The 20,398-nt window shown below is 71.5% G+C and carries 18 protein-coding genes; 7 read left to right on the top strand and 11 right to left on the bottom strand.

The window, feature by feature from the left end:
* Positions 1–109 precede the first annotated feature (109 nt).
* Entirely contained in the window at positions 110–1,159 is a 1,050-nt protein-coding gene (locus ACWGI2_RS38005; RefSeq protein WP_453700427.1) for an LLM class F420-dependent oxidoreductase, read from the top strand.
* Positions 1,160–1,382: 223 nt separating this feature from the next.
* Complete coding sequence (locus tag ACWGI2_RS38000) at positions 1,383–2,162, top strand: ferritin-like domain-containing protein (protein ID WP_453399372.1); 780 nt, start codon at positions 1,383–1,385, stop codon at positions 2,160–2,162.
* A 20-nt stretch (positions 2,163–2,182) separates the two neighbouring features.
* On the opposite strand, the gene corA is transcribed toward ACWGI2_RS38000, so the two are convergent.
* Positions 2,183–3,181 (bottom strand): magnesium/cobalt transporter CorA, encoded by a 999-nt coding sequence (gene corA / locus ACWGI2_RS37995; protein WP_453399641.1) that lies wholly within the window; start codon positions 3,179–3,181, stop codon positions 2,183–2,185.
* 62 nt (positions 3,182–3,243) lie between these two features.
* On the opposite strand from corA, the gene ACWGI2_RS37990 reads away from it, so the two are divergent.
* The 5 genes from ACWGI2_RS37990 (at position 3,244) to ACWGI2_RS37970 (ending at position 10,069) form a co-directional block, all read left to right on the top strand.
* Positions 3,244–3,930 (top strand): histidine phosphatase family protein, encoded by a 687-nt coding sequence (locus ACWGI2_RS37990; protein ID WP_160504050.1) that lies wholly within the window; start codon positions 3,244–3,246, stop codon positions 3,928–3,930.
* Positions 3,931–4,011: 81 nt separating this feature from the next.
* Positions 4,012–4,602, top strand: a complete 591-nt coding sequence (locus tag ACWGI2_RS37985) for a DUF3090 domain-containing protein (RefSeq protein WP_453399373.1) — start codon at positions 4,012–4,014, stop codon at positions 4,600–4,602.
* Positions 4,566–5,420 (top strand): SCO1664 family protein, encoded by an 855-nt coding sequence (locus ACWGI2_RS37980; protein ID WP_453700426.1) that lies wholly within the window; start codon positions 4,566–4,568, stop codon positions 5,418–5,420. The genes ACWGI2_RS37985 and ACWGI2_RS37980 overlap by 37 nt, the downstream gene beginning before the upstream one ends.
* 221 nt (positions 5,421–5,641) lie before the next feature.
* The gene (gene mshC / locus ACWGI2_RS37975; RefSeq protein WP_453399375.1) at positions 5,642–6,871 is read left to right on the top strand and encodes a cysteine--1-D-myo-inosityl 2-amino-2-deoxy-alpha-D-glucopyranoside ligase; all 1,230 of its coding nucleotides are present in this window, start codon (positions 5,642–5,644) and stop codon (positions 6,869–6,871) included.
* Between the two features lie 135 nt (positions 6,872–7,006).
* Positions 7,007–10,069 carry an NPCBM/NEW2 domain-containing protein gene (locus ACWGI2_RS37970; RefSeq protein WP_453700425.1) on the top strand — a complete coding sequence of 1,021 codons (3,063 nt, stop codon included), beginning with the start codon at positions 7,007–7,009 and terminating at the stop codon, positions 10,067–10,069.
* 93 nt (positions 10,070–10,162) lie between these two features.
* Here the strand turns inward: ACWGI2_RS37970 and ACWGI2_RS37965 are convergent, their stop codons facing one another.
* The 10 genes from ACWGI2_RS37965 to ACWGI2_RS37920 all read right to left on the bottom strand — a co-directional run bounded on the left by ACWGI2_RS37965 (position 10,163) and on the right by ACWGI2_RS37920 (position 20,398).
* Positions 10,163–10,678 carry a hypothetical protein gene (locus ACWGI2_RS37965; protein ID WP_453700424.1) on the bottom strand — a complete coding sequence of 172 codons (516 nt, stop codon included), beginning with the start codon at positions 10,676–10,678 and terminating at the stop codon, positions 10,163–10,165.
* A 47-nt stretch (positions 10,679–10,725) separates the two neighbouring features.
* Positions 10,726–12,519, bottom strand: a complete 1,794-nt coding sequence (locus ACWGI2_RS37960) for a S8 family peptidase (RefSeq protein ID WP_453700423.1) — start codon at positions 12,517–12,519, stop codon at positions 10,726–10,728.
* A gap of 267 nt (positions 12,520–12,786) precedes the next feature.
* Positions 12,787–13,854 carry a PAC2 family protein gene (locus ACWGI2_RS37955; protein ID WP_453700422.1) on the bottom strand — a complete coding sequence of 356 codons (1,068 nt, stop codon included), beginning with the start codon at positions 13,852–13,854 and terminating at the stop codon, positions 12,787–12,789.
* A gap of 140 nt (positions 13,855–13,994) precedes the next feature.
* The gene (locus tag ACWGI2_RS37950; protein ID WP_160504034.1) at positions 13,995–14,666 is read right to left on the bottom strand and encodes a FadR/GntR family transcriptional regulator; all 672 of its coding nucleotides are present in this window, start codon (positions 14,664–14,666) and stop codon (positions 13,995–13,997) included.
* A 142-nt stretch (positions 14,667–14,808) separates the two neighbouring features.
* On the bottom strand, positions 14,809–15,564 hold the full coding sequence (locus ACWGI2_RS37945) for a ferredoxin reductase (RefSeq protein WP_453700420.1): 756 nt from the start codon (positions 15,562–15,564) through the stop codon (positions 14,809–14,811).
* The gene (locus tag ACWGI2_RS37940) at positions 15,557–16,174 is read right to left on the bottom strand and encodes a sulfite oxidase-like oxidoreductase (protein WP_453399381.1); all 618 of its coding nucleotides are present in this window, start codon (positions 16,172–16,174) and stop codon (positions 15,557–15,559) included. Before ACWGI2_RS37940 ends, ACWGI2_RS37945 begins: the two co-directional genes overlap by 8 nt.
* A complete protein-coding gene (locus ACWGI2_RS37935; protein WP_453700419.1) occupies positions 16,171–17,577 on the bottom strand; it encodes an amidohydrolase in 1,407 nt (468 codons plus the stop codon). The genes ACWGI2_RS37940 and ACWGI2_RS37935 overlap by 4 nt, the downstream gene beginning before the upstream one ends.
* Positions 17,578–17,613: 36 nt before the next feature.
* Positions 17,614–18,396, bottom strand: coding sequence for a nucleoside phosphorylase (locus tag ACWGI2_RS37930; protein ID WP_453700418.1), 783 nt, complete (start codon positions 18,394–18,396; stop codon positions 17,614–17,616).
* Entirely contained in the window at positions 18,393–19,289 is an 897-nt protein-coding gene (locus tag ACWGI2_RS37925; protein ID WP_453700416.1) for an ABC transporter permease, read from the bottom strand. Before ACWGI2_RS37925 ends, ACWGI2_RS37930 begins: the two co-directional genes overlap by 4 nt.
* A complete protein-coding gene (locus ACWGI2_RS37920; RefSeq protein ID WP_453700414.1) occupies positions 19,286–20,398 on the bottom strand; it encodes an ABC transporter permease in 1,113 nt (370 codons plus the stop codon). The genes ACWGI2_RS37925 and ACWGI2_RS37920 overlap by 4 nt, the downstream gene beginning before the upstream one ends.

Raw genomic sequence — 20,398 nt, 5'->3', positions numbered from 1 at the left:
AACCCGCTCACCCCCCCGGCCACCCGCACGCCCGCCGCTGACGGGCCGCGCACCCACGCGCTACAGTCCCCGGCACAGGGACGTTACTGCTCAGTAAGGGGATTCGGCCATGCAGCTCGGGATCAACCTCGGCTACTGGGGCGCGGGGATGGACGCGGACAACCTCGCCGTCGCCAAGGAGGCCGACAAGCTCGGCTACGCGGTCTGCTGGGCCGCCGAGGCCTACGGCTCGGACGCCGCGACGGTGCTGTCCTGGGTGGCCGCGCAGACCGAACGCATCGACATCGGATCCGCGATCTTCCAGATCCCGGCACGGCAGCCCGCGATGACCGCCATGACGGCCGCCACGCTCGACTCGCTCTCCGGCGGCCGCTTCCGCCTCGGCCTCGGCGTCTCGGGACCGCAGGTCTCCGAGGGCTGGTACGGCGTCAAGTTCGACAAGCCGCTGGCCCGCACCCGCGAGTACGTCGAGATCGTCCGCAAGGCGATGACGCGCGAGCGCCTCAGCTACGAGGGCGAGCACTGGACGCTCCCGCTGCCTGACGGACCGGGCAAGCCCATCAAGCTCACCGTCCACCCCCAGCGCGAGCACATCCCGCTCTACGTCGCCGCGATCGGCCCCAAGAACCTGGAGCAGACCGGCGAGATCGCCGACGGCGCCCTGCTGATCTTCCCCTCGGCCGAGCACCTGGAGGAGACCGCGATCCGCCACCTGCGCGCGGGGCGCGAGAAGGCCGGCAAGACGATGGAAGGCTTCGACGTCGTCCCGACGGTGCCGCTCGCGGTGGGCGACGACGTCAGCGGCCTCGCGGACATGTTCCGCCCGTACACAGCCCTCTACGTGGGCGGCATGGGCAGCCGCAAGCAGAACTTCTACAACCAGCTCGCCCAGCGCATGGGCTACGAGAAGGAAGCGGCCGAGATCCAGGACAAGTACCTGTCCGGCGACAAGGAGGGCGCGGCGGCCGCCGTGCCGCGCGAGCTGATCGACTCGACCACGCTGCTCGGCTCCGTGGACCGCATCGCCGAGCGGATGCAGGCCTACGCGGCCGCCGGGGTCACCACGCTGACGTTGGCGCCGGCCGGCTTCACGCTGGATGAGCGGATCGCGGCCCTGCGCGCGGGTACGCAGGCGCTGGAGCGCGCCGGACTGGCGTAACCCGGGGGAGAAGTTCTGCGGCCGTGGTGGGGGCTCGGGGGTCTTCCCCGCCACGGCCGTCACGGGGCACAACGCGTCATGGCGCCCCTCGGTTACGGGCCCGTCCGGGGCCAACTGTCCTTCGTTTGGCGGAGCTCTCCGCGGTAGCTGTTGCCACACCCGCGCCACCGCATTTGACTTGTTCTTTGCGGAGGTTCGCGCGGCGGACATGGAGGTGCCACTGATGCTTTCGGCCAGGAGTGTCTTCGAGGAGATCCTCGACAACGACGAGTCGTTCCAGCTCTTCTGTTCCATCGCCGCCAGCGGGGAGTCGCAGGGCGGCTGGGAGAACGGGCGCATCGCGGCCCTTCTGCCCGAGAGCTACCGCGACCTCACCCACAAAGTCACCCGGCACGGCGCCGACGAGGACAAGCACGGGCGCATCTTCAACGCCCTCCTGAAGAAGCGCGGCCTGGAGCCCGTCCCGGTACCGCCCGAGACCGACTACACCATGCTCCTCGAGCGGCAGGGCATCGGCCTCGCGCACGAGAAGCTCCGCCGCGAGGAGCCGCTCACCGAGCGGGACGTCGTCGTCTACCTCTCGCACAGCCGTGTCACCGAACAGCGCGCCGCCGACCAGATGGACATGCTCGTCACGTACTTCGGCGACCACCCCGAGGTCGGCAAGGCCATCAAGATGATCTGCCACGACGAGGACAACCACCTGGCGTACTGCCACGAGGAGTTGCTGCGCCTGGCGGCCCAGGGACACGGGCGGACCATCCTGGACACCCTGCACGAGTGCGCCCGTGCCGAGACGCGCGTGTACCGGGACGTGAGCCTCGCCGTGATGGGCCACATGGGACGCATCCTGGACTGGCCGAAACCCAAGTCCGCGGCGCTCGCCGCGGGGGTCAACGGCATGTACGCGTACGAACGTCTCGGCGGCTGGCGGCGGATGGTGTCCCTGAAGATGCCTGAGCGACGTGACGCCCTGGGCGGGCCCGCCACGTCGTTCGCCTGAGCCGAGCCGCCCGAAGGCCCCTAGAGCCAGCCGCGGCGCTTGAACAGCCGGTAGAGGGAGATCTCGATCGCGACCATCAGCAGGATCACGGCCGGGTAGGACCACACCCAGCGCAGCTCGGGCATGTGGTCGAAGTTCATGCCGTAGACCCCCGCGATCATCGTCGGGACCGCTGCCATGGCAGCCCACGCCGAGATCTTCCGCATGTCGTCGTTCTGCCGCACGCTCATCTGCGCCAGGTGCGCGGAGAGGATGTCGGACACCAGGCGGTCGAGGCTGTCCACCCAGTCGTTCACGCGCGTCAGATGGTCGCTGACGTCCCGGAAGAACGGCTGGGCGGTGTCCTTCACGAAGGGCACGTCAGGCGCGAAAGGACCCGTTCCGGAGAGGCGCATCATGGGCATCGCCAACGGTCCGGTGGACCGGCGGAACTCGACGATCTGCCGCTTGAACCGGTAGATCCGCGACGCCGTGTTGCGGCTGCCCCCGCTGTCGGGCGAGAAGACCTCCGCCTCCAGCTCCTCCAGGTCGGTCTGCAGCTCGCCCGCGACGTCCAGGTAGTGGTCGACCGTGGCGTCGGCGATCGCGTACAGGACGGACGTGGGCCCGTGCCTGAGCATCTCGGGCTCCGCCTCCATGCGATGGCGTACGGCACCGAGAGGCGAGCCCTCGCCGTGCCGGACCGTCACCACGAAGGCGTCGCCGATGAAGACCATGACCTCGCCCGACGAGACGGCGTCGCTGTCCGGCTCGTACACGACCGGCTTCAGGACCACGAACAGCGAGTCGTCGTACATCTCGAGCTTGGGCCGCTGATGCGCCTTCAAGGCGTCCTCCACCGCCAGCGGATGCAGCCCGAACTCCCTGCTGACCTCGTCGAACTCCGCCTCCGTCGGTTCGTGGAGGCCCACCCAGACAAAGGCGTCCCCCGCGCCGCGTGCCTCGCCGAGGGCATCCGAGAAGTCCGCATCGCACTCGGTGCGGAGCCCGTCCCGGTACATCGCGCAGTCCACGATCACGGAGCGCATTCTTCCGAACCTCCGCTCGGGGCGCACCCCCGCGTCGGCTTAGGCTGGCCCGCATGCCCACGCTGATCCTCGTCCGGCACGGACGATCCACCGCCAACACCGCGGGCCTGCTCGCCGGGTGGACCCCCGGCGTGGCCCTGGACGAGCGCGGCGCCGCACAGGCCGCCGCGCTCCCCGGACGCCTCGCGGACCTGCCGCTCGCCGAAGTCGTCACGAGCCCGCTGCAGCGCTGCCAGGAGACCGTCGCACCGCTGCTCGCCGCGCGGCCGGACCTGCGGGCGCACACCGACGACCGCATCGGGGAGTGCCACTACGGCGACTGGTCCGGCCGCAAGCTGGCCGAGCTCTCCGACGAGCCGCTCATGGAGGTCGTACAGCAGCATCCGTCGGCCGCCGCCTTCCCGGGCGGCGAGTCCATGCGCGCCATGCAGACGCGGGCGGCCGAGGCGGTACGCGAGTGGAACGCGCGCGTGGAGCGCGATCACGGCCCCGACGCCGTCTACCTGATGTGCTCGCACGGCGACATCATCAAGTCCCTTGTCGCGGACGCCATCGGACTCCACCTCGACCTCTTCCAGCGCATCTCCGTGGAGCCCTGCTCCGTCACCGCCATCCGCTTCACGCGCCTGCGCCCCTTCCTCGTACGCCTGGGGGACACCGGCGACTTCGGGTCGCTCGCGCCCCGCGCGGAGCCGTCGGGCAGTGACGCGGCGGTGGGTGGCGATGCGGGAGCACCGTGATCGTCACCCGCAGTAGGGTGCAGTCGTCGCGCCGAACAGGCGCAAATGATCAACCGCAGTCGATCCCAATGGAGACAGGACGTGTCGCGTCAGGTGTTCCTCTACGACCCGCCGGAACGCTTCGTGGCCGGAACAGTCGGGCTCCCCGGACGGCGTACCTTCTTCCTCCAGGCCTCCGCAGGGGTCAGGGTGACCAGTGTCGCCCTGGAGAAGACCCAGGTGGCCGCGCTCGCCGAACGCATGGAAGAGCTGCTCGACGAGGTCGTGCGGCGCAGCGGCGGCAACACCCCCGTGCCCGCCGTCGCCCCCAGCGAGGTCAGTGACAGCGCGCCCCTCGACGCACCCGTCGAGGAGGAGTTCCGCGTCGGCACGATGGCGCTCGCCTGGGACGGCGAGGAGGAGCGGATGATCGTCGAGGCGCAGGCTCTGGTCGAGCTCGACGCCGAGTCCGACGAGGATCTCGCCGAAGCCGAGGAAAGGCTTCTGCAGGACGAGGAGAACGGGCCGCCGATGCTGCGCGTGCGGCTCACCGGGGCCCAGGCGCGCGCGTTCGCCAAGCGCGCCCTCGACGTCGTGAACGCGGGGCGGCCGCCGTGCCCGCTGTGCAGCCTCCCGCTCGACCCGGAAGGACACGTATGCCCGCGGCAGAACGGATACCGGCGGGGAGCGTGAGCCCGGACTCCGGCGCCGACTCCGTGGAACTGCTCACCCGGGGCGAGCTGACCGTCCGTGGACGGATCCGCGAGGCCTCGAACGCCGTGCTCTACTGCTCCGTCTCGTACGAGGGCCAGGAAGCCGCCTGTGTCTACAAGCCGGTCGCCGGGGAGCGCCCCCTGTGGGATTTCCCCGACGGGACGCTGGCACAGCGGGAGATGGCCGCGTACGAGGTCTCCGAGGCGACCGGGTGGGGCCTGGTCCCGCCGACCGTCCTGCGGGACGGGCCGCACGGCGAGGGCATGGTCCAGTTGTGGATCGAGGGCTCTCAGGAGCAGGGCTCTCAGGAGCGGGGGCCCGAGCTGCTCGCCCTCGTCGAGGGGGACGAGCCGTCCGAGGGCTGGAAGGCGATCGGTTTCGCGGACGTGGGGGAGGGGCGGACGGCGCTCCTCGTGCACGCGGACGACGAGCGGCTGCGGCGGCTCGCTGTCCTTGACGCGGTGATCAACAACGCGGACCGCAAGGGCGGGCATCTGCTGGCAGACGGGGACCGCCTTTACGGCATCGACCACGGGGTCACTTTCAACGCCGAGGACAAGCTGCGGACGCTGTTGTGGGGGTGGGCGGGGGAGCCGCTTTCCGCCGAGGCGGTGGCGGTGCTTGAGTCCCTGCGGGACGGGCTCACGGGCGAGGCGCCGCTTGCCCTGCGGCTGGGGAAGCTGATCACCGGGGTCGAGGTGGACGCGCTCCGCGCCAGGGTGGACGCCCTGCTGGCGTCCGGGAAGCACCCCGCACCCGGCGGGGAGTGGCCGGCCATCCCGTGGCCGCCGGTTTAACCGGTCCCCCGAGGCTTCGGCGTTGTGCCCACCCGTTCCGCCCTGCGGAACGCCTGCCCACAACGGGGGCGGGCGATCGGGCTGGCTTGCTGCCGGGTGATCGGGTGGGTGGGTGGGAAAAGATCCGCCGCGAAGCGGTGGTGCAGTGGCCCCGCCCAAGGCGCCCACGCCCGCAGGCCCCCCACTCGTATACGGACGCTCCGTCCGGTTAGGCTCATGGCATGCATGCCTGGCCCGCTTCTGAGGTCCCCGCCCTGCCTGGCAAGGGCCGCGACCTCCGGATCCACGACACCGCGACCGGTGGTCTTGTCACCCTTGACCCCGGTCCCGTCGCCCGTATCTACGTCTGCGGCATCACTCCGTACGACGCCACCCACATGGGTCACGCGGCGACCTACAACGCGTTCGACCTCGTGCAGCGCGTGTGGCTCGACACCAAGCGGCAGGTTCATTACGTCCAGAACGTGACCGACGTGGACGACCCGCTCCTGGAACGTGCCATCCGCGACGGCAAGGACTGGGTCGAGCTCGCCGAGGGCGAGACCGCGCTGTTCCGCGAGGACATGACCGCCCTGCGGCTGCTCCCGCCGCAGCACTACATCGGCGCCGTCGAGGCCATACCCGGCATCGTGCCGCTCGTCGAACGGCTCCGGGACATGGGCGCCGCCTACGAGCTGGAGGGCGACGTCTACTTCTCGGTCGAGTCCGACCCCCACTTCGGTGAGGTGTCCGGTCTCGACGCCGCCGCGATGAAGCTGCTCTCCGCCGAGCGCGGTGGTGACCCGGACCGTCCGGGCAAGAAGGACCCGCTCGACCCGATGCTCTGGATGGCCGCCCGCGAGGGCGAGCCGAGCTGGGACGGCGCCTCGCTCGGCCGTGGCCGCCCCGGCTGGCACATCGAGTGCGTGGCCATCGCCCTCGACCACCTGGGCATGGGCTTCGACGTGCAGGGCGGCGGCTCCGATCTCGCCTTCCCGCACCACGAGATGGGCGCGTCGCACGCCCAGGCCCTCACCGGTGAGTACCCCTTCGCCAAGGCGTACGTCCACGCCGGGATGGTCGCCCTGGACGGCGCGAAGATGTCCAAGTCCAAGGGCAACCTCGTCTTCGTGTCGAAGCTGCGGCGGGACGGGACCGACCCGGCCGCCATCCGCCTCGCGCTGCTCGCCCACCACTACCGCGCCGACTGGGAGTGGACCGACTCCGTCCTGACCGAGGCCGTGGAGCGCCTCGGCCGGTGGCGTGCCGCCGTCTCGCGTCCCGACGGACCTGACGCCGAGGCGCTGGTCGAGGAGATCCGCGACGCCCTCGCGAACGACCTGGACGCTCCCGCGGCGCTCGCCGCCGTGGACCGCTGGGCCGCACGCCAGGACGCCGAGGGAGGCACGGACGAGGGCGCCCCCGGCGTCGTATCGCGTGCCGTGGACGCGTTGCTCGGCGTGGCCCTGTAGCTCCAGTAGCTCCCGGGCCACCGCTTCGTAGCTCCCAGGCCACCGCTTCACCGAAATGGGCCGCTCCCGGAAATCCAGGAGCGGCCCATCAAAGTCCATGGCCCTGGCGCCCGTCGAGGCGCTAGACCACCGGGCATGAGATCACCCACGCGCCTCAGACGGGCGGCCGTCGCCGCCGCCCTGCTCGGCCTTCTCGCCGTGTTCGCCGGTCCCGGCGGCAGCGCCGCGCAGGCCGCCGACGATCCCGCGACCACGGTCGGGGACGTCACGGACTTCGCCGCCGACGGCTCCGTCTACCGCCTCACGGCGGGCAAGGCGGAGGCCCGCGTCAGCTTCGTATCGAAGGAGACGTTCCGGCTCGAACTCGCCCCTGAAGGCGACTTCACCGACCCCACCGGCAAGGACATCGTCCTGCCGCAAGGTGAACCGCCCCGCACCAAATGGGCCGACAAGGGCGACCGCTACGAACTCGGCACCTCCGAAGTCACCCTGCGCGCCTACAAGTCGCCGCTGCGCTTCGCCCTGTACCGCGCCGACGGCACCCAGGTCTGGGCCGAGTCCAAGGGCCTGAGCTGGACGAAGGACGCCACCACCCAGAGCCTGGCCCGCGGCGCCGACGAGCAGTACTACGGCGCCGGAATGCAGAACGGGCGCGGCAACACCTCGCACCGCGGCAAGAAGGTCGAGGTGAGCGTCGACTACAACTGGGACGACGGCGGGCACCCCAACTCCGTGCCCTTCTACCTGTCTTCCAAGGGCTACGGAGTCTTCCGGAACACCTACGCCCCCAACACCTACGACTTCGCCGAGCCGGTGACGGCCACCGCGAAGGAACAGCGCTTCGACGCCTACTACTTCGCGGGCCGCGGGAGCGACGCCGCCAAGGACGTCATCGGGCAGTACACGAAACTCACCGGTAAGCCCTTCCTGCCGCCCGTCTATGGCCTGGAGATCGGTGACGCGGACTGCTATCTCCACAACGCCAACCAGGGCGAACGCCACACCCTGGACTCCCTGAAGGTCGCCGACGAGTACCTGAAGCACGACATGCCGAACGGCTGGATGCTCGTCAACGACGGCTACGGCTGCGGCTACGAAGACCTCGCCGAGACCGCCAAGGGCCTCCAGGACCGCGACATGCAGCTCGGCCTGTGGACCGAGGACGGCCTCGACACGATCGCAGAGCAGGTCGAGGCGGGCCAGCGCGTCGCCAAGCTCGACGTCGCCTGGGTCGGCGACGGCTACAAGAAGGCGCTCGACGGCTGCAAGGACGCCTACAAGGGCATCGAGGACAACAGCGACGCCCGCGGCTTCACCTGGGCCCCCGAGAGCTGGTCGGGCGCCCAGCGCTGCGGAGTGCAGTGGTCGGGGGACCAGAGCGGCAGCTGGGAGTACATCCGCTGGCAGATCCCCACGTACGCGGGCGCGACCATGTCCGGCCTGGCCTACACGACCGGTGACGTGGACGGCATCTTCGGCGGCAGCGCCAAGACGTACGCGCGTGATCTGCAATGGAAGTCGTTCCTGCCGGTCACGATGACGATGGACGGCTGGGCGGCAACCGATAAGCAGCCCTTCCGGTACGGGGAGCCGTACACCTCCATCAACCGCAAGTACCTCAAGCTGCACGAGTCGCTGCTGCCCTACTTCTACTCGCACGGCCACGAGGCGACGAAGACGGGCGTCGGCGCCGTGCGCCCGCTGGCCCTCGAACACCCCGACGACCCGAAGGCCGCCACCGACGCCGCCAAGTACGAGTTCCTGGCGGGCGAGGACTTCCTCGTCGCGCCCGTCTACAAGGACACGACCGTCCGGGACGGCATCTACCTCCCCAAGGGGACGTGGACCGACTACTGGAGCGGCCGTACGTATCAGGGCCCGACGACCGTCGACGGCTACAGCGCGCCCCTCGACACCCTGCCGCTCTTCGTCAAGGGCGGCGCCACCGTGCCGATGTGGCCCGGCGGCATCAGGTCCTACAAGGACCGCACCGCCGACTCGCCGCTCGCCTGGGACATCTACCCGCAGGGCAGGTCCTCCTTCGAGCTGTACGAGGACGACGGCGTGACCCGGCAGCACCGGGACGGCAAGTACGCCACCCAGCGCGCCGACGTCGACGCGCCCCGCTCCGGCGCGGGCGACGTGCGGGTGCGGATCGGCGCGAGCAAGGGGGAGTACAGCGGCAAGCAGACCGAGCGGCCCTACGCGTTCACCCTGCACACCGGAGACGCGCCGAGCCGCGTGGAGCTGAGCGGCGACAAACTGCCCCGGTTCACGTCGAAGACGGCGTACGAGAAGGCGGCGCAAGGCTGGTTCTACGACCGGGACGACCGGGGTGGTGTCGTCAAGGTGAAGACGGCGGCGCTGCGCACGGACCGGGCGTTCGAGATCGAGCTCGACGACACCAGCGCGGTCGGCGGTGCCGTGCCCGGCGCCAGCGCCACGCTGAGCGCCCCCGCCGGACAGGAGCTCGGCGCGGGCACGGCGGGCAAGGTCGCCGTCGACATCACCGCGGGGACGCGGGACGCCACCGGCGTCGACGTCACTCTGGACGTGCCGGAGGGCTGGACCGCGGGCACCGCCCACGCCGACCGCGTCGCGGCGGGCACCACCCGCCGCGTCGAGGTCGCCGTCACCCCGCACAAGGTCGCCGAACCCGGCGAACAGCCGCTGAACGCCACGGCCCGCCACCGCGCGGCGGGCCAGGACCGCACAACCACCCAGCGGATCGCGGTCGCCGTCATGCCGCCGGCGCCGATGGGTGACACCTGGGCGAGCGACATGGTGTGGCTGAAGTCCACCAACGGCTACGGGCCCGCCGAACGCGACCGGAGCAACGGCGAGTCGGGCGCCGATGACGGCCGCACGCTGACCCTCGCGGGCAAGACGTACGAGAAGGGGCTCGGCACCCACGCCGACTCCGTCATCGAGGTCTACACGGGCGGCCAGTGCGCGAGGCTCACTGCCGACGTGGGCATCGACGACGAGATCAACGGCTACGGAGAGGTGGCCTTCTCGGTCGAGGCCGACGGCAAGGTGCTGTGGACCTCGCCCAAGGTGACGGGGGCGTCGGCGACCGTGCCGGTGGACGTCGACGTGAGCGGGGCCCGGCACGTGGAGCTGAAGGTGACCGACACCAACGGCTCCAAGAGCGGGGACCACGGGGACTGGGCGGCGGCGAAGTTCAGCTGCGCGTAAGCCTGCGCGTGAGCCGGTCGCCGGTTCGCGGCAGGGAGCGGCGCCGGGCGGGAAGGACTCCGCCCGGCGCCGCGGTCCGTCACCGCCCCCGTGTCACTTCGTGGTGATCACGATGGCCACGAGATAGGACGGGTTGGTCGTGTCGTAGTAGCCCATCACCTGCTGCCCGTGGGCGAAGGCTTCCTGGACCGCGACGTGGGTGTTCTGACTGGGGTTGATGAACGCCTTCCAGGCGTTGTCGATCATCAAGTAGAGGACCGACGACTGGCCGGGCAGCGGCTGGACGACGTCCCAGAACGCTGTGGCGATGCCCGACGAGACCGCCTGGGTGGAGATCTCCGGCGCCTGCGCCTGCGGGACGCTCTCCTGGCCGAGCTGCTGGAGCAGCTGCTGGTAGGGCTGCTGCCGGCCCAGCTGCTGGAGCTGCTGCTGCGGGCCGAACTGCTGGGAGCCGCCCTGCTGTTGCGGAGGCGCCGTGCTCGGACCCTGCCTGCCCTGTTGCTGCTGGCCCTGTCCCTGGCCCTGCCCTTGCTGGGGGCCGTACTGCTGCTGTGGACCGTACTGCTGGCCTTGCTGCTCCATGGGGCTCATGTACGGGGTGGTGCTCATGCGAATGCCACCTTCCCTCAATGGTTGTGGTGCTTCACGTGAGTGCTTCAGCCCGTGACGACCAGGCCGACGACCTCGTCGTCCGAGAACCAGACGCGTACGTCGGGGTGTCCTCCCGCGAAGGCGGCGTGCACCGCCTGGCGGATGTCGGGGGTCGGGTCGTTCAGGTTGCGCCACTCTCCGGCGACGAACAGCCGCAGGCGCGGCGGGAGTTCGGGAGGATAGGGGAGCAACTCGTCCCAGTAGCGCTCGGCCCGGCCCGAGCCCACCGCCGACGGCAGCAGGTTCGTGACCGCCGACTTGATGTCGGGACGGTTGCCGATCCGCTGCGAGGCGGGGCGGCCCGGCGCGTCCTGCTGCGGCGAACCCGTCGAGCGCAGCACCGCAAGCGCCCGGTCCGGCGTCATCAGCTGCTGGCCCGCGGCCTTCAGCATGCCCTGCAGACAGGCCAGGGCGCCGACGACGACCGGTGAGGCGGACGAGGTGCCGGAGAACGTGTCCGTGTACCAGGCGATCTCGTCGGCGCCGCCCTGCAAGTCGCCCGGCTGGTTCCATGAGCCGCCGGTCGTGGTCGTCTCGCGGCCCCAGCCCTGCGCGTCCACGCGGGCGCCGTAGTTGGAGAACCCAAGGCGCGAACGGTCCGGGCCGTGATCGCGGCCGTGTGTACCGGGCGGCGGCGCGCCCGCGCCGACCAGGACGGCGCGCGAGGGCCGGTTGGAGGGGTTGAAGGGGTTGCGCCACCACTCGGGGAACTCGTCGGGCCTGCGCTCGTACACCGCGTCGTCCAGGGACTCCGCTCCGTTGCCCGCCGCCCCGACGACGATGACGCCCTTCGCGGTGGCGTGCCGGATCGCCGCGTAGTCGTCGGGCCACCACTCCAGGGCGATGTAGCCCCGCTGGTCGTCGCGCGGCTCGAAGTCGAACCGCGGTCCCGGACGGTGCAGTTCGATCAGGACGATGTCGCCGGGGCCGAGCCGCTCCGCCGCCGCGTGGATCGTGGCCGCCGTGCCGAGGGGCTGGAAGGAGGCCGCCGCGGTCATGGCCTCCGGCGCGATGCCGGTGATGCCCACGGAGTTGCGGTCGCCGCCGATCACGCCGATCACCGCGGTGCCGTGGTTGCGCCAGGCCAGGTCCTGAAGGGGCGTTCCGATGACCACCCCGGCGAGCTTGCCGGTCAGGTCCTCGTGGCTCAGCTGCCAGGCGCCCTCGATGTCGATCACCGTGATGCCCTCGCCCGAACCGCCGAGCCGCTGCCACGCCCAGTACGCGTCGACGCCTTCGGGCGCCGGGCGCAGATAGCCCTGGCGGCCGGTGAAGTCGGGGGTGACGGGGGCGCCTTCCTTGCGGCGCCCGGACTCGCCGGCGTCGGGCGACCCGAACGGGCCCGCCTGGCGCTGGGGCGGGGGCTGCGGCCGGTCCGTCGAGCCGAGCGACGCGGGTACGGCGCCGGGCTTCACGTACGCCGTGTCGATCCCCGGCAGCGCCGCCATGCGCGAGCGCAGCTCCTGCGCCCTGCTCCCGCCGCCGCGCACGCGGTAGAAGAGCGCCAGGTCGGGGACGTCGTCGCCGTCGTCCGACACGATGTGCTCCCGGCCCCGCAGACGGTCCTCGTTGCCGAACAGCGGTTCCAGGGCGAGCTGTTCGTCGCTGAGGAACATGTTCAGGGCCGACACGTCGGAGCCCGCCGCCGAGCGGACGCCCTCGGCCTGGGCGCGCAGCCGGGCCTCGGGCCGTGCGACGACGATCAGCTCCTGCTCGGACGCGCGGTAGGTGAATCCCGCCCCGTCGGGTCCTGGGCCACTGGCTCCGGGGCCCGCTGCCGGCTCTACCTGGTCGGTCATCGCTTCACCGCTCCCTTCGACGCTTCGGGTGCCGTGCTGTGCGCTGTGGCCGCGCATTCCGGGGCACACCCTGCTACCGCCGGGCGCGGCCGTCCACCCCCTTTGCCCCAACTGCGTTTGAAATCAAGGCAACTTGGGAACCCCGTGCAATTCGTCCGGAAGGCGATGTCACGCCTCAATCCGGCCACAGGCGGGACGGGCGCCACGCAGAAGGGCGGCACCCTTGCGGATGCCGCCCCACGTCGCTCTGCGCGCTCTGCGTACTGGTCAGTCCTCGGAGGAATCAGACGGTCCGGATTCGGACTCGCCGCTGCTCTCCTCACCCGTCCCAGTCCCAGTCCCAGTCCCAGTCCCAGTCCCCGTCCCCGCTCCGGGTTCCGTGTCCGGACGCGTCTGCGGCTTCGGCGGCCGTGTGCGGTCGCCGGGGCTGTCACGCAGATACGGGGCGGCGTCGCCGCCCTCCGTCGCGTGGCCGCCGGGCTGCGGCGGACCGCCGCCGTCGCGCCGCCGCAGATAGCGCTCGAACTCGCGGGCGATCGCCTCGCCGGTCGCCTCGGGCAGCTCGGCCGTGTCCCGCGCCTCCTCGAGCGACTGGACGTACTCGGCGACCTCGCTGTCCTCGGCCGCCAGCTGGTCCACGCCCACCTGCCAGGCGCGCGCGTCCTCGGCGAGGTCGCCGAGGGGGATCCGCAGGCCGATGAGGTCTTCGAGGCGGTTCAGGAGGGCCAGCGTGGCCTTCGGGTTCGGCGGCTGCGAGACGTAGTGCGGGACGGCCGCCCACAGGCTCACCGCCGGGACGCCCGCGTGCGTGCACGCCTCCTGGAGGATGCCGACGATGCCCGTCGGGCCCTCGTACTTCGTCTCCTCCAGGTCCATGGTGCGGGCCAGGTCCGGGTCGGAGGTGACACCGCTGACCGGGACGGGGCGGGTGTGCGGGGTGTCGCCGAGCAGTGCGCCCAGGATCACCACGAGCTCCACGCCCAGCTCATGGGCGAAGCCGAGGATCTCGTTGCAGAACGACCGCCAGCGCATCGACGGCTCGATCCCACGCACCAGCACGAGGTCGCGCGGCTTGTCACCGCCCACGCGGATCACCGAGAGCCGGGTCGTCGGCCAGGTGATCTTGCGGACGCCGCCCTCCAGGAAGACCGTGGGGCGGTTGACCTGGAAGTCGTAGTAGTCCTCGGCGTCCAGCGCCGCGAAGACCTCGCCCTTCCACTCCTTGTCGAGATGCGCGACCGCGGTGGAGGCGGCGTCGCCGGCGTCGTTCCAGCCCTCGAACGCGGCCACCATGACCGGGTCGACCAGCTCGGGTACCCCCTCGAGCTCGATCACCCAGGCCTCCTTCCGACGTCCTTTACGTACGCCCCAACCTTACGGCGTCCGGCGGGGCCCTCCGCAGCCCCCTTGCGCGGGCTTCGATGACCGGATCACTGCCCCGCGGGAGGCCCGCGCACTCCCACGGCCCCCGTGCTTCACAGCGTGGAGCGCAGCCACTGCTCCACGCTCGCGATGTGCACCGTCGCCCATGACCTGGCCGCCTCCGCGTCGCGGTCGCGCAGCGCGGTGAGGATCGCGCGGTGCTCGTGCAGGGTGCGGCTCACGGCATCCTCCTGGGTGAGGCCGCGCCAGATGCGGGCCCGGGTGGTGGGTCCGGAGAGGCCGTCGAGGAGCGAGCAGAGCACCGAGTTGCCGGACGACTGCACGATGCCGCGGTGGAACTCCAGGTCGCAGGCGACCAGCTCCTCCACCGAAGGAGCCGCCCCGAGGGCGTCCAACTGCGCCGTCAGGACGTCGAGTTCGGCCTCGGTGATGTGGGCGCTGGCCATCGCCGTGGCGGCGGGCTCCAGGATGCGGCGCACCGCGAGGAACTCCAGGACCGTGTCGTCGCGGTGGAAGTCGACGACGAAGCTCAGGGCTTCGAGCAGGAGCTGCGGGTCCAGGCTCGTCACGTACGTGCCGTCGCCCTGTCGTACGTCGAGGATGCGGATCAGCGAGAGTGCGCGCACCGCCTCGCGCAGAGAATTGCGGGAAAGGCCCAGGTCGGCGGCGAGTTCACTCTCCTTGGGCAACCGGTCGCCGGGGCGCAGCGCGCCGGAGACGATCATGCCCTTGATCTTTTCGATGGCTTCGTCGGTGACAGCCATGGGGACCTCGCCTCACAAGACAGAAGACATCCGATGTATCGGATGATTATGGCGTGTTCCTGGGCTGTTGTGTACCTGGGTCCGGGCGATATCCCTGTTCCTGTGCGCGTTCTGTGTTCGTACGACCAGCGGCGTGCCGTCCCTACCCGAACCGCTCGATGCGGATGCGATCCACCGGCTGGCCCCCGGCCACCAGCAGTCGCGACGCGTGCTCGGCGAACCCGTTCGAGCCGCAGATGTACGCCTCCCAGCCCCCCTCGGGCTGACCGGCGCCGAGGAACGGCGCCAAGTGTTCGGCGCGAAGCCGGCCCTCCGCCCGCGTCAGCACCACGGTCGTCTCGTCTCCGTACTCATCCGCGTAGATCAGATCCTCACGCGTACGCGCCGAGACGAGAAGCCGCAGCGGCACCGGACGCCCCGCCCCCCGCCAGTGCCGCAGCATCGACATCAGCGGGACCACGCCCGACCCCGCCCCGAGAAGCAGAGCCGGTCGGTCGCCGGGCCACGCGAAGAAGCCCGACAGCGGCCCCCGCACCTCCACCACGTCGCCCACGCGGGCGACCGTGTGCAGATGCCCCGACACCTCGCCCCCCGGCACGTGGTCCAGGGTCAGCTCGATCTCGCCGCTCCCCGAAGCGTCATCCGGGGCTGAAGCGATCGAGTAGTGGCGCTGTGCGACATACCCGTCGGGCGCGGTCAGCCGCAGCATCAGATGCTGGCCCGGCAGGTGCCCCTGCCAGTCGGACACCTTCAGACGGAAGGTCGAGACGGTTCCGGCGGCGTTCTCCCTGCGGACGTCCACCACGGTCGCCTGCTGCCACTCGGACGCCGCGCGATTGCTCACCGCGATCCGCCCCGGCACCGCGAACCGCGTCGGCGGCACAAAAGTCTCAGTCACCGGAGTAACGCTCCTCCCGCCAGGGGTTCCCCCGGTGGTGATAGCCGTTCTGCTCCCAGAAGCCCGGCTCGTCGTGGTCGAGCAGCCGCAGCCCCGCCACCCACTTCGCGCTCTTCCAGAAGTAGAGGTGGGGCACGATCAGGCGCGCCGGACCGCCGTGCTCCGGCGGCAGCGGGCCGTCCCCGTACTCCCAGACGATCCACGCCTTCCCGCCCGTCACGTCGGAGAGGGGGAGGTTCGTGGTGTACCCCGTGTGCGAGTACGCGACGACGTGCGTGGCCTCCGGGCGCGGCCCGGCGGCGTCCAGGAACGCGTCCAGGCTCACCCCGCCGAAGCGCACCCCGAACTTGGACCAGCTGGTCACGCAGTGGATGTCGCCGCGGTACTCGGAGGCGGGCAGCGCGTGCGCCTCGTCCCACGTCCAGGTGTGCGGGGTGGTGACGAGGCCGTCCACGCGGAACGTCCAGTCCGCGGCCGCCAGCTGGGGCGTCACCTCGGCGGACAGGACGGGCCAGCCGTCCGCCGCGTCGTACTGCCCGGGAGGGAGCCGTGGGTCGCGGTCGGCGGCGCGGGCGCGGCCGGTGAAGCCGCGGGTGGGTTCGACGGTCATACGGTGCTTGCCACTTCGGAGGTGCCGGTCGTGCTTGTAGTGCTATTCGTGCTCGTGGGGACGGGCGCCGCGGAGCCCGCCGCGTCCTGGAGGGCCCGCAGCGCGCGCCGCTCGTCCAGTGTCACCAGCGTACGGTCCCGCATCAGGACCCGGCCGTCGACGACCGTGTCCCGTATGTCACTGGACGCGGCGGCGTACGCCAGCATCGACCAGGGGTCGTGCCGCGGCGTGAGATGCGGCCGGGTGAGGTCGAGGACGATCAGGTCCGCGCGCTTGCCGGGCTCCAGGGAGCCGAGCTGGTCGCCGAGGCCCAGTGCCCGCGCCGACTCGATGGTCGCCATCCGCACGGCCTGCTCGGCGCCGACCGCCGTCGGGTCGCCGCCCGCCTTGTGCACGAGCGCCGCGACCTTGACCGCGCCGAGGAGGTCCAGGGTGTTGGAACTCACCGCGCCGTCCGTGCCGAGGCCCACCGTGACGCCGGCCTCGAGCAGGTCGGGGACGCGCGCTATGCCGCAGCCCAGCTTCAGGTTCGACACCGGGCAGTGCGCTACGGACGTGCCGGTGCGGGCCAGGGTCCCGATCTCCGCGTCCGTGAGGTCGACGGCGTGCGCGAGCAGCGTGTCCGGGCCGAGCACGCCCAGCGAGTCGAGCAGCTCCACCGGGCGCATGCCGTGCTGCTCGGTGACCATCTCCACCTCGCCCGCGTTCTCGGCGGCGTGGATGTGCAGCAGGGCGCCGTGCTCGCGGGCCAGCGCGCTGATCGCCGTCAGCTGCTCGGGCACCAGGGTGTACGCGGAGTGCGCGAAGACCACCGGGCGTGTGCCCGGCGCCGGGGTGCGCGCCGCCAGGTCCGCCGCCGCCCAGCCGAGCCGGTCGGCGTAGGGGCGGCCGTCCGGCGGGCCCGGCACGTCCATGAACGTGGGCCCTGTCAGGAGGCGCCACCCGGCATCGCGGGCCACGGCCTCGGCCGCCTCGTGGAACCAGTACATGTCGAGCGCGGCGGTGACCCCGCCCCGTACGGATTCGGCGATCGCGCCCTGGATGCCCGCCGTCACCGTCTCGGGGGAGAGCAGCGCCGCCTCGGCCGGGATCACGCGGGCCAGGAAGCCCTGCAGCGTCAGGTCGTCGGCGATGCCGCGGAACAGGGTCATCGCCAGGTGCGTGTGCGTGTTGATCAGACCCGGCAGGACGAGACAGCCGCCGGCGTCCAGCTCTTCGGCGGCTTCGTAGGCGGCGCGCAGCCGCTCGGCCGGGCCGACGTCGATGATCCGGCCGTCGCGCACGGCGACGGCGCCGTCCTTCACGACGGTGCCGGACGCGTCGACGGTGAGGACGTCGCCGCCGTGGACCAGGAGATCTATGGAGCCGCCCCGGTCCTGGGCCGGCAGGTCAGTGGGGTGCATCGGTTCCGTTCTCCACAGGGTCGTTCGGGTGGCTGCTCAGTGCTCCGTGGCGGCAAGGAGCCGGAGCGCGTCCAAGGCTATCCGGGCGCCTCGGTCGACTCCTTCGGCCACCACGTTGCGGTGCGGGTTGTAGCCACCTGTCGAGAAAGGCGCTTCCTCGTCCACGAGTTCATCGGCGTTGGCGCCGTCCACGACGAGCGCGCCGCCCGCGACCAGGCCGTGCGTGGACGCGAAGACGTACAGCGCCGAGAGCTCCATCTCGATGGCCGCGATCCCGGCTGCCGTGTACGCCTCACCGGGCAGCGGCAGGAAGCCAGGCTGGAACGCGGCCCGCGTCCACACCACCCCACGGTGGTACGGGGCTTCGGCCGCGCGGGCCGCCCGCTGGAGCGCGATGACGGCCTCCGGAGTCGCGAACGCCGGGTACTCGGCGGGGATCAGCTGCTGCGTCACGCCGTCGTCGCGTACCGCCGCGTCCGCGATGACCAGGTCGCCGTCGCGGATGCCGGGGCGGATCGCGCCCGCCGTGCCGAGCCGCACGATGGTGCTGACGCCCGCCTCCGCGAGCTCCTGGAAGAGGAGGATCGCGCCGGGGGCGCCGACGCCGTGCGAGGCGACGACGACCGGGGTGCCCTGCCAACTGCCGGTGAAGGTGCGGTACTCGCGGTGGTACGACACCTCCTTCGCGTCGTCCAGGAGGTCGGCGACGGCGGCGGCGCGCGCCGGGTCGCCGACCACGACCGCCTGGCTCGGCAGGCCGGTGCGGGGGACGCGGGTGATGGGCAGCGCGTCGCTGGGCGTACGGGCGTCGGTCGTCATGAAGGTGCTCCTACCAGGGGCTGCTTGCGGCGGCGCCTGCGCGCCGTGGACAGGAAGAGGGCGGCCAGGGTCACCACGTACGGGGCGGCGTCGGTCGCCTGCTGCGGCATGCCGAGCCCCTGGAGACGGAAGCCGACGGCCTCCGCGATGCCGAAGAGCAGCCCGGCGAGCAGGACGCCGAGCGGCAGGGCGCGGCCCAGCATCACGGCCACCACGGCGATCCAACCACGCCCGGCCGTCATGTTCTCGGAGAACAACGTGACGTTGCCGAGAGCGAGTTGGGCGCCCGCGAGACCGCACAGGACACCCGACGTCAGCACGGCTGCGTACTGATACTTGGCGGGGCTGACCCCCAGCGTCGCCGCCGCGTCGGGAGCCTCGCCGACGCCGCGCAGCCGAAGGCCCCACGGGTGGCGGGCCAGGAACACCGCGGCCACGGCGACGGCGGCCCACGAGAGGTAGACGAGCGCGGAGTGCCCGGAGAGGATCGCCCCGGCGAACGGGATGTCGATGCCGCTAAGACCGGCCAACTCCGGGTCGGAGAAGGTACCTTGGACGCCGAAGACCGTCCGCAGCAGGAACCCGGTCAGACCGACCGCGAGGAGATTGAGCGCGACGCCGAGTACGACGGCGTCCCCGCGCAGCGAGATCGTCCCGACGGCCAGGATCATCGAGTACGCCGCCGAAGCGAGGGCGGCGAAGACGACACCGAGCCAGGCGCTCCCGGTGAACCAGCTGCCCGCGACGCCGCTGAAGCAGCCGATCAGCATCATGCCTTCGAGGCCGATGTTGAAGACGCCCGCGCGCTCGCAGATCGCGCCGCCGAGCGCGGCGAGGAGGATCGGGGTGAGGGCGAGGAGCGCCGAGTGGAACAGCGCGGAGTCGATGCTCATCGCACGCTCACTTCCTTCGTGTCGTCCTTCGTGGCGTCGGGCAGCTCCGCTGTCTTCTTCCTGGCCCGTCGCCACGTCAGGTTGAGCCGGGCCGCGAGGAAGACGATGACGACGGCCTGGAGAACCTGCGTCAGCTCGCGCGGCACTTCGGTGGTCCGCTCCATGGCGAGCCCGCCCACTTCGAGCGCCGCGAAGAACAGGGCGGCCAGGACCGTCCCGAGGGGCGCCGCCGCGGCGAGCAGCGCTGCCGTGAGACCGGTCCAGGTGTGCCCGGCGGCGGTGAGTGACCCGTCGATGAAGCGATAGGGGAAGCTCAGTACGCCGATGGCGCCGACCAGGCCCGCGACGGCGCCGGAGAGCGCCATGAGCCGCAGCGTGAGCCGTGGCCTGTCGACCCCCGCGTACGCGGCGAATCGCGGATTGAGCCCCGTCATGCGGATCTCGTAACCGGTGGCGGTGCGGGCGTCGGCGAACAGGAAGACGGCGGCCGCGACGGCCACGAGGAGCAGACCGACGGTGACGGTCGACGACCCGAAGGCGGGCAGCTCGACCCCCTCGGGCAGCCGCCGCGTCTGCGGGAGGCTCGACCCCTCTTCCTTCAACGGGAAGCGCGCGAGATAGGAAGCGAAGGACATCGCCGGATAGCCCAGCAGGAGGCTGCTGACGAGCAGCGGCACCCCGAACCGGTTCTGGCACACGGCGGCGAGCGCCGCGTAACCCGCCCCGGCCGCCATCCCCGCGAGGAGCGCGGCGGCGACGGTGAGGGGCGCGGGCAGCGGTGAGTAGAGCCCGGTGGCAGCGGCGGCGATCCCGCCGAGCACCAACTGCCCGTCCCCGCCGAGGTTGAGCAGCCCCGCCCGCATGGGGATCGCGAGCGCGACGGCGAGCCCGATGATGCTGGTCGCGGTGGTGAGCGTGGACCCGATGCCGTCGGGCCCGAGTGCCCCGCTGACCACGGAGCCGTACGCCCCGACGGGGTCGGCCCCCGTTCCGATCAGGAAGAGCGCGCCGACGATCACGGCGGCGATGACGGAGTGCAGTGCGGGCGCGCGCAGGACGCGCGCGCCGAGCGACGCCCCGGAGCCGGGGTTCTGTGTCTTGGCCGCCAT

The sequence above is a fragment of the Streptomyces sp. NPDC054866 genome (genome assembly GCF_053610745.1).
Note: the sequence above shows the minus strand (reverse complement) of the source record. Positions and strands in the feature narration are given on the sequence as shown.

Coding starts and splice junctions, on each gene's coding strand:
- ACWGI2_RS38005 (WP_453700427.1), top strand. CDS start 110: ATGCAGCTCGGGATCAACCTCGGCTACTGGGGCGCGGGGATGGACGCG.
- ACWGI2_RS38000 (WP_453399372.1), top strand. CDS start 1,383: ATGCTTTCGGCCAGGAGTGTCTTCGAGGAGATCCTCGACAACGACGAG.
- ACWGI2_RS37990 (WP_160504050.1), top strand. CDS start 3,244: ATGCCCACGCTGATCCTCGTCCGGCACGGACGATCCACCGCCAACACC.
- ACWGI2_RS37980 (WP_453700426.1), top strand. CDS start 4,566: ATGCCCGCGGCAGAACGGATACCGGCGGGGAGCGTGAGCCCGGACTCC.
- mshC (WP_453399375.1), top strand. CDS start 5,642: ATGCATGCCTGGCCCGCTTCTGAGGTCCCCGCCCTGCCTGGCAAGGGC.
- ACWGI2_RS37970 (WP_453700425.1), top strand. CDS start 7,007: ATGAGATCACCCACGCGCCTCAGACGGGCGGCCGTCGCCGCCGCCCTG.
- ACWGI2_RS37965 (WP_453700424.1), bottom strand. CDS start 10,678: ATGAGCACCACCCCGTACATGAGCCCCATGGAGCAGCAAGGCCAGCAG.
- ACWGI2_RS37960 (WP_453700423.1), bottom strand. CDS start 12,519: ATGACCGACCAGGTAGAGCCGGCAGCGGGCCCCGGAGCCAGTGGCCCA.
- ACWGI2_RS37950 (WP_160504034.1), bottom strand. CDS start 14,666: ATGGCTGTCACCGACGAAGCCATCGAAAAGATCAAGGGCATGATCGTC.
- ACWGI2_RS37940 (WP_453399381.1), bottom strand. CDS start 16,174: ATGACCGTCGAACCCACCCGCGGCTTCACCGGCCGCGCCCGCGCCGCC.
- ACWGI2_RS37935 (WP_453700419.1), bottom strand. CDS start 17,577: ATGCACCCCACTGACCTGCCGGCCCAGGACCGGGGCGGCTCCATAGAT.
- ACWGI2_RS37930 (WP_453700418.1), bottom strand. CDS start 18,396: ATGACGACCGACGCCCGTACGCCCAGCGACGCGCTGCCCATCACCCGC.
- ACWGI2_RS37925 (WP_453700416.1), bottom strand. CDS start 19,289: ATGAGCATCGACTCCGCGCTGTTCCACTCGGCGCTCCTCGCCCTCACC.
- ACWGI2_RS37920 (WP_453700414.1), bottom strand. CDS start 20,398: ATGGCGGCCAAGACACAGAACCCCGGCTCCGGGGCGTCGCTCGGCGCG.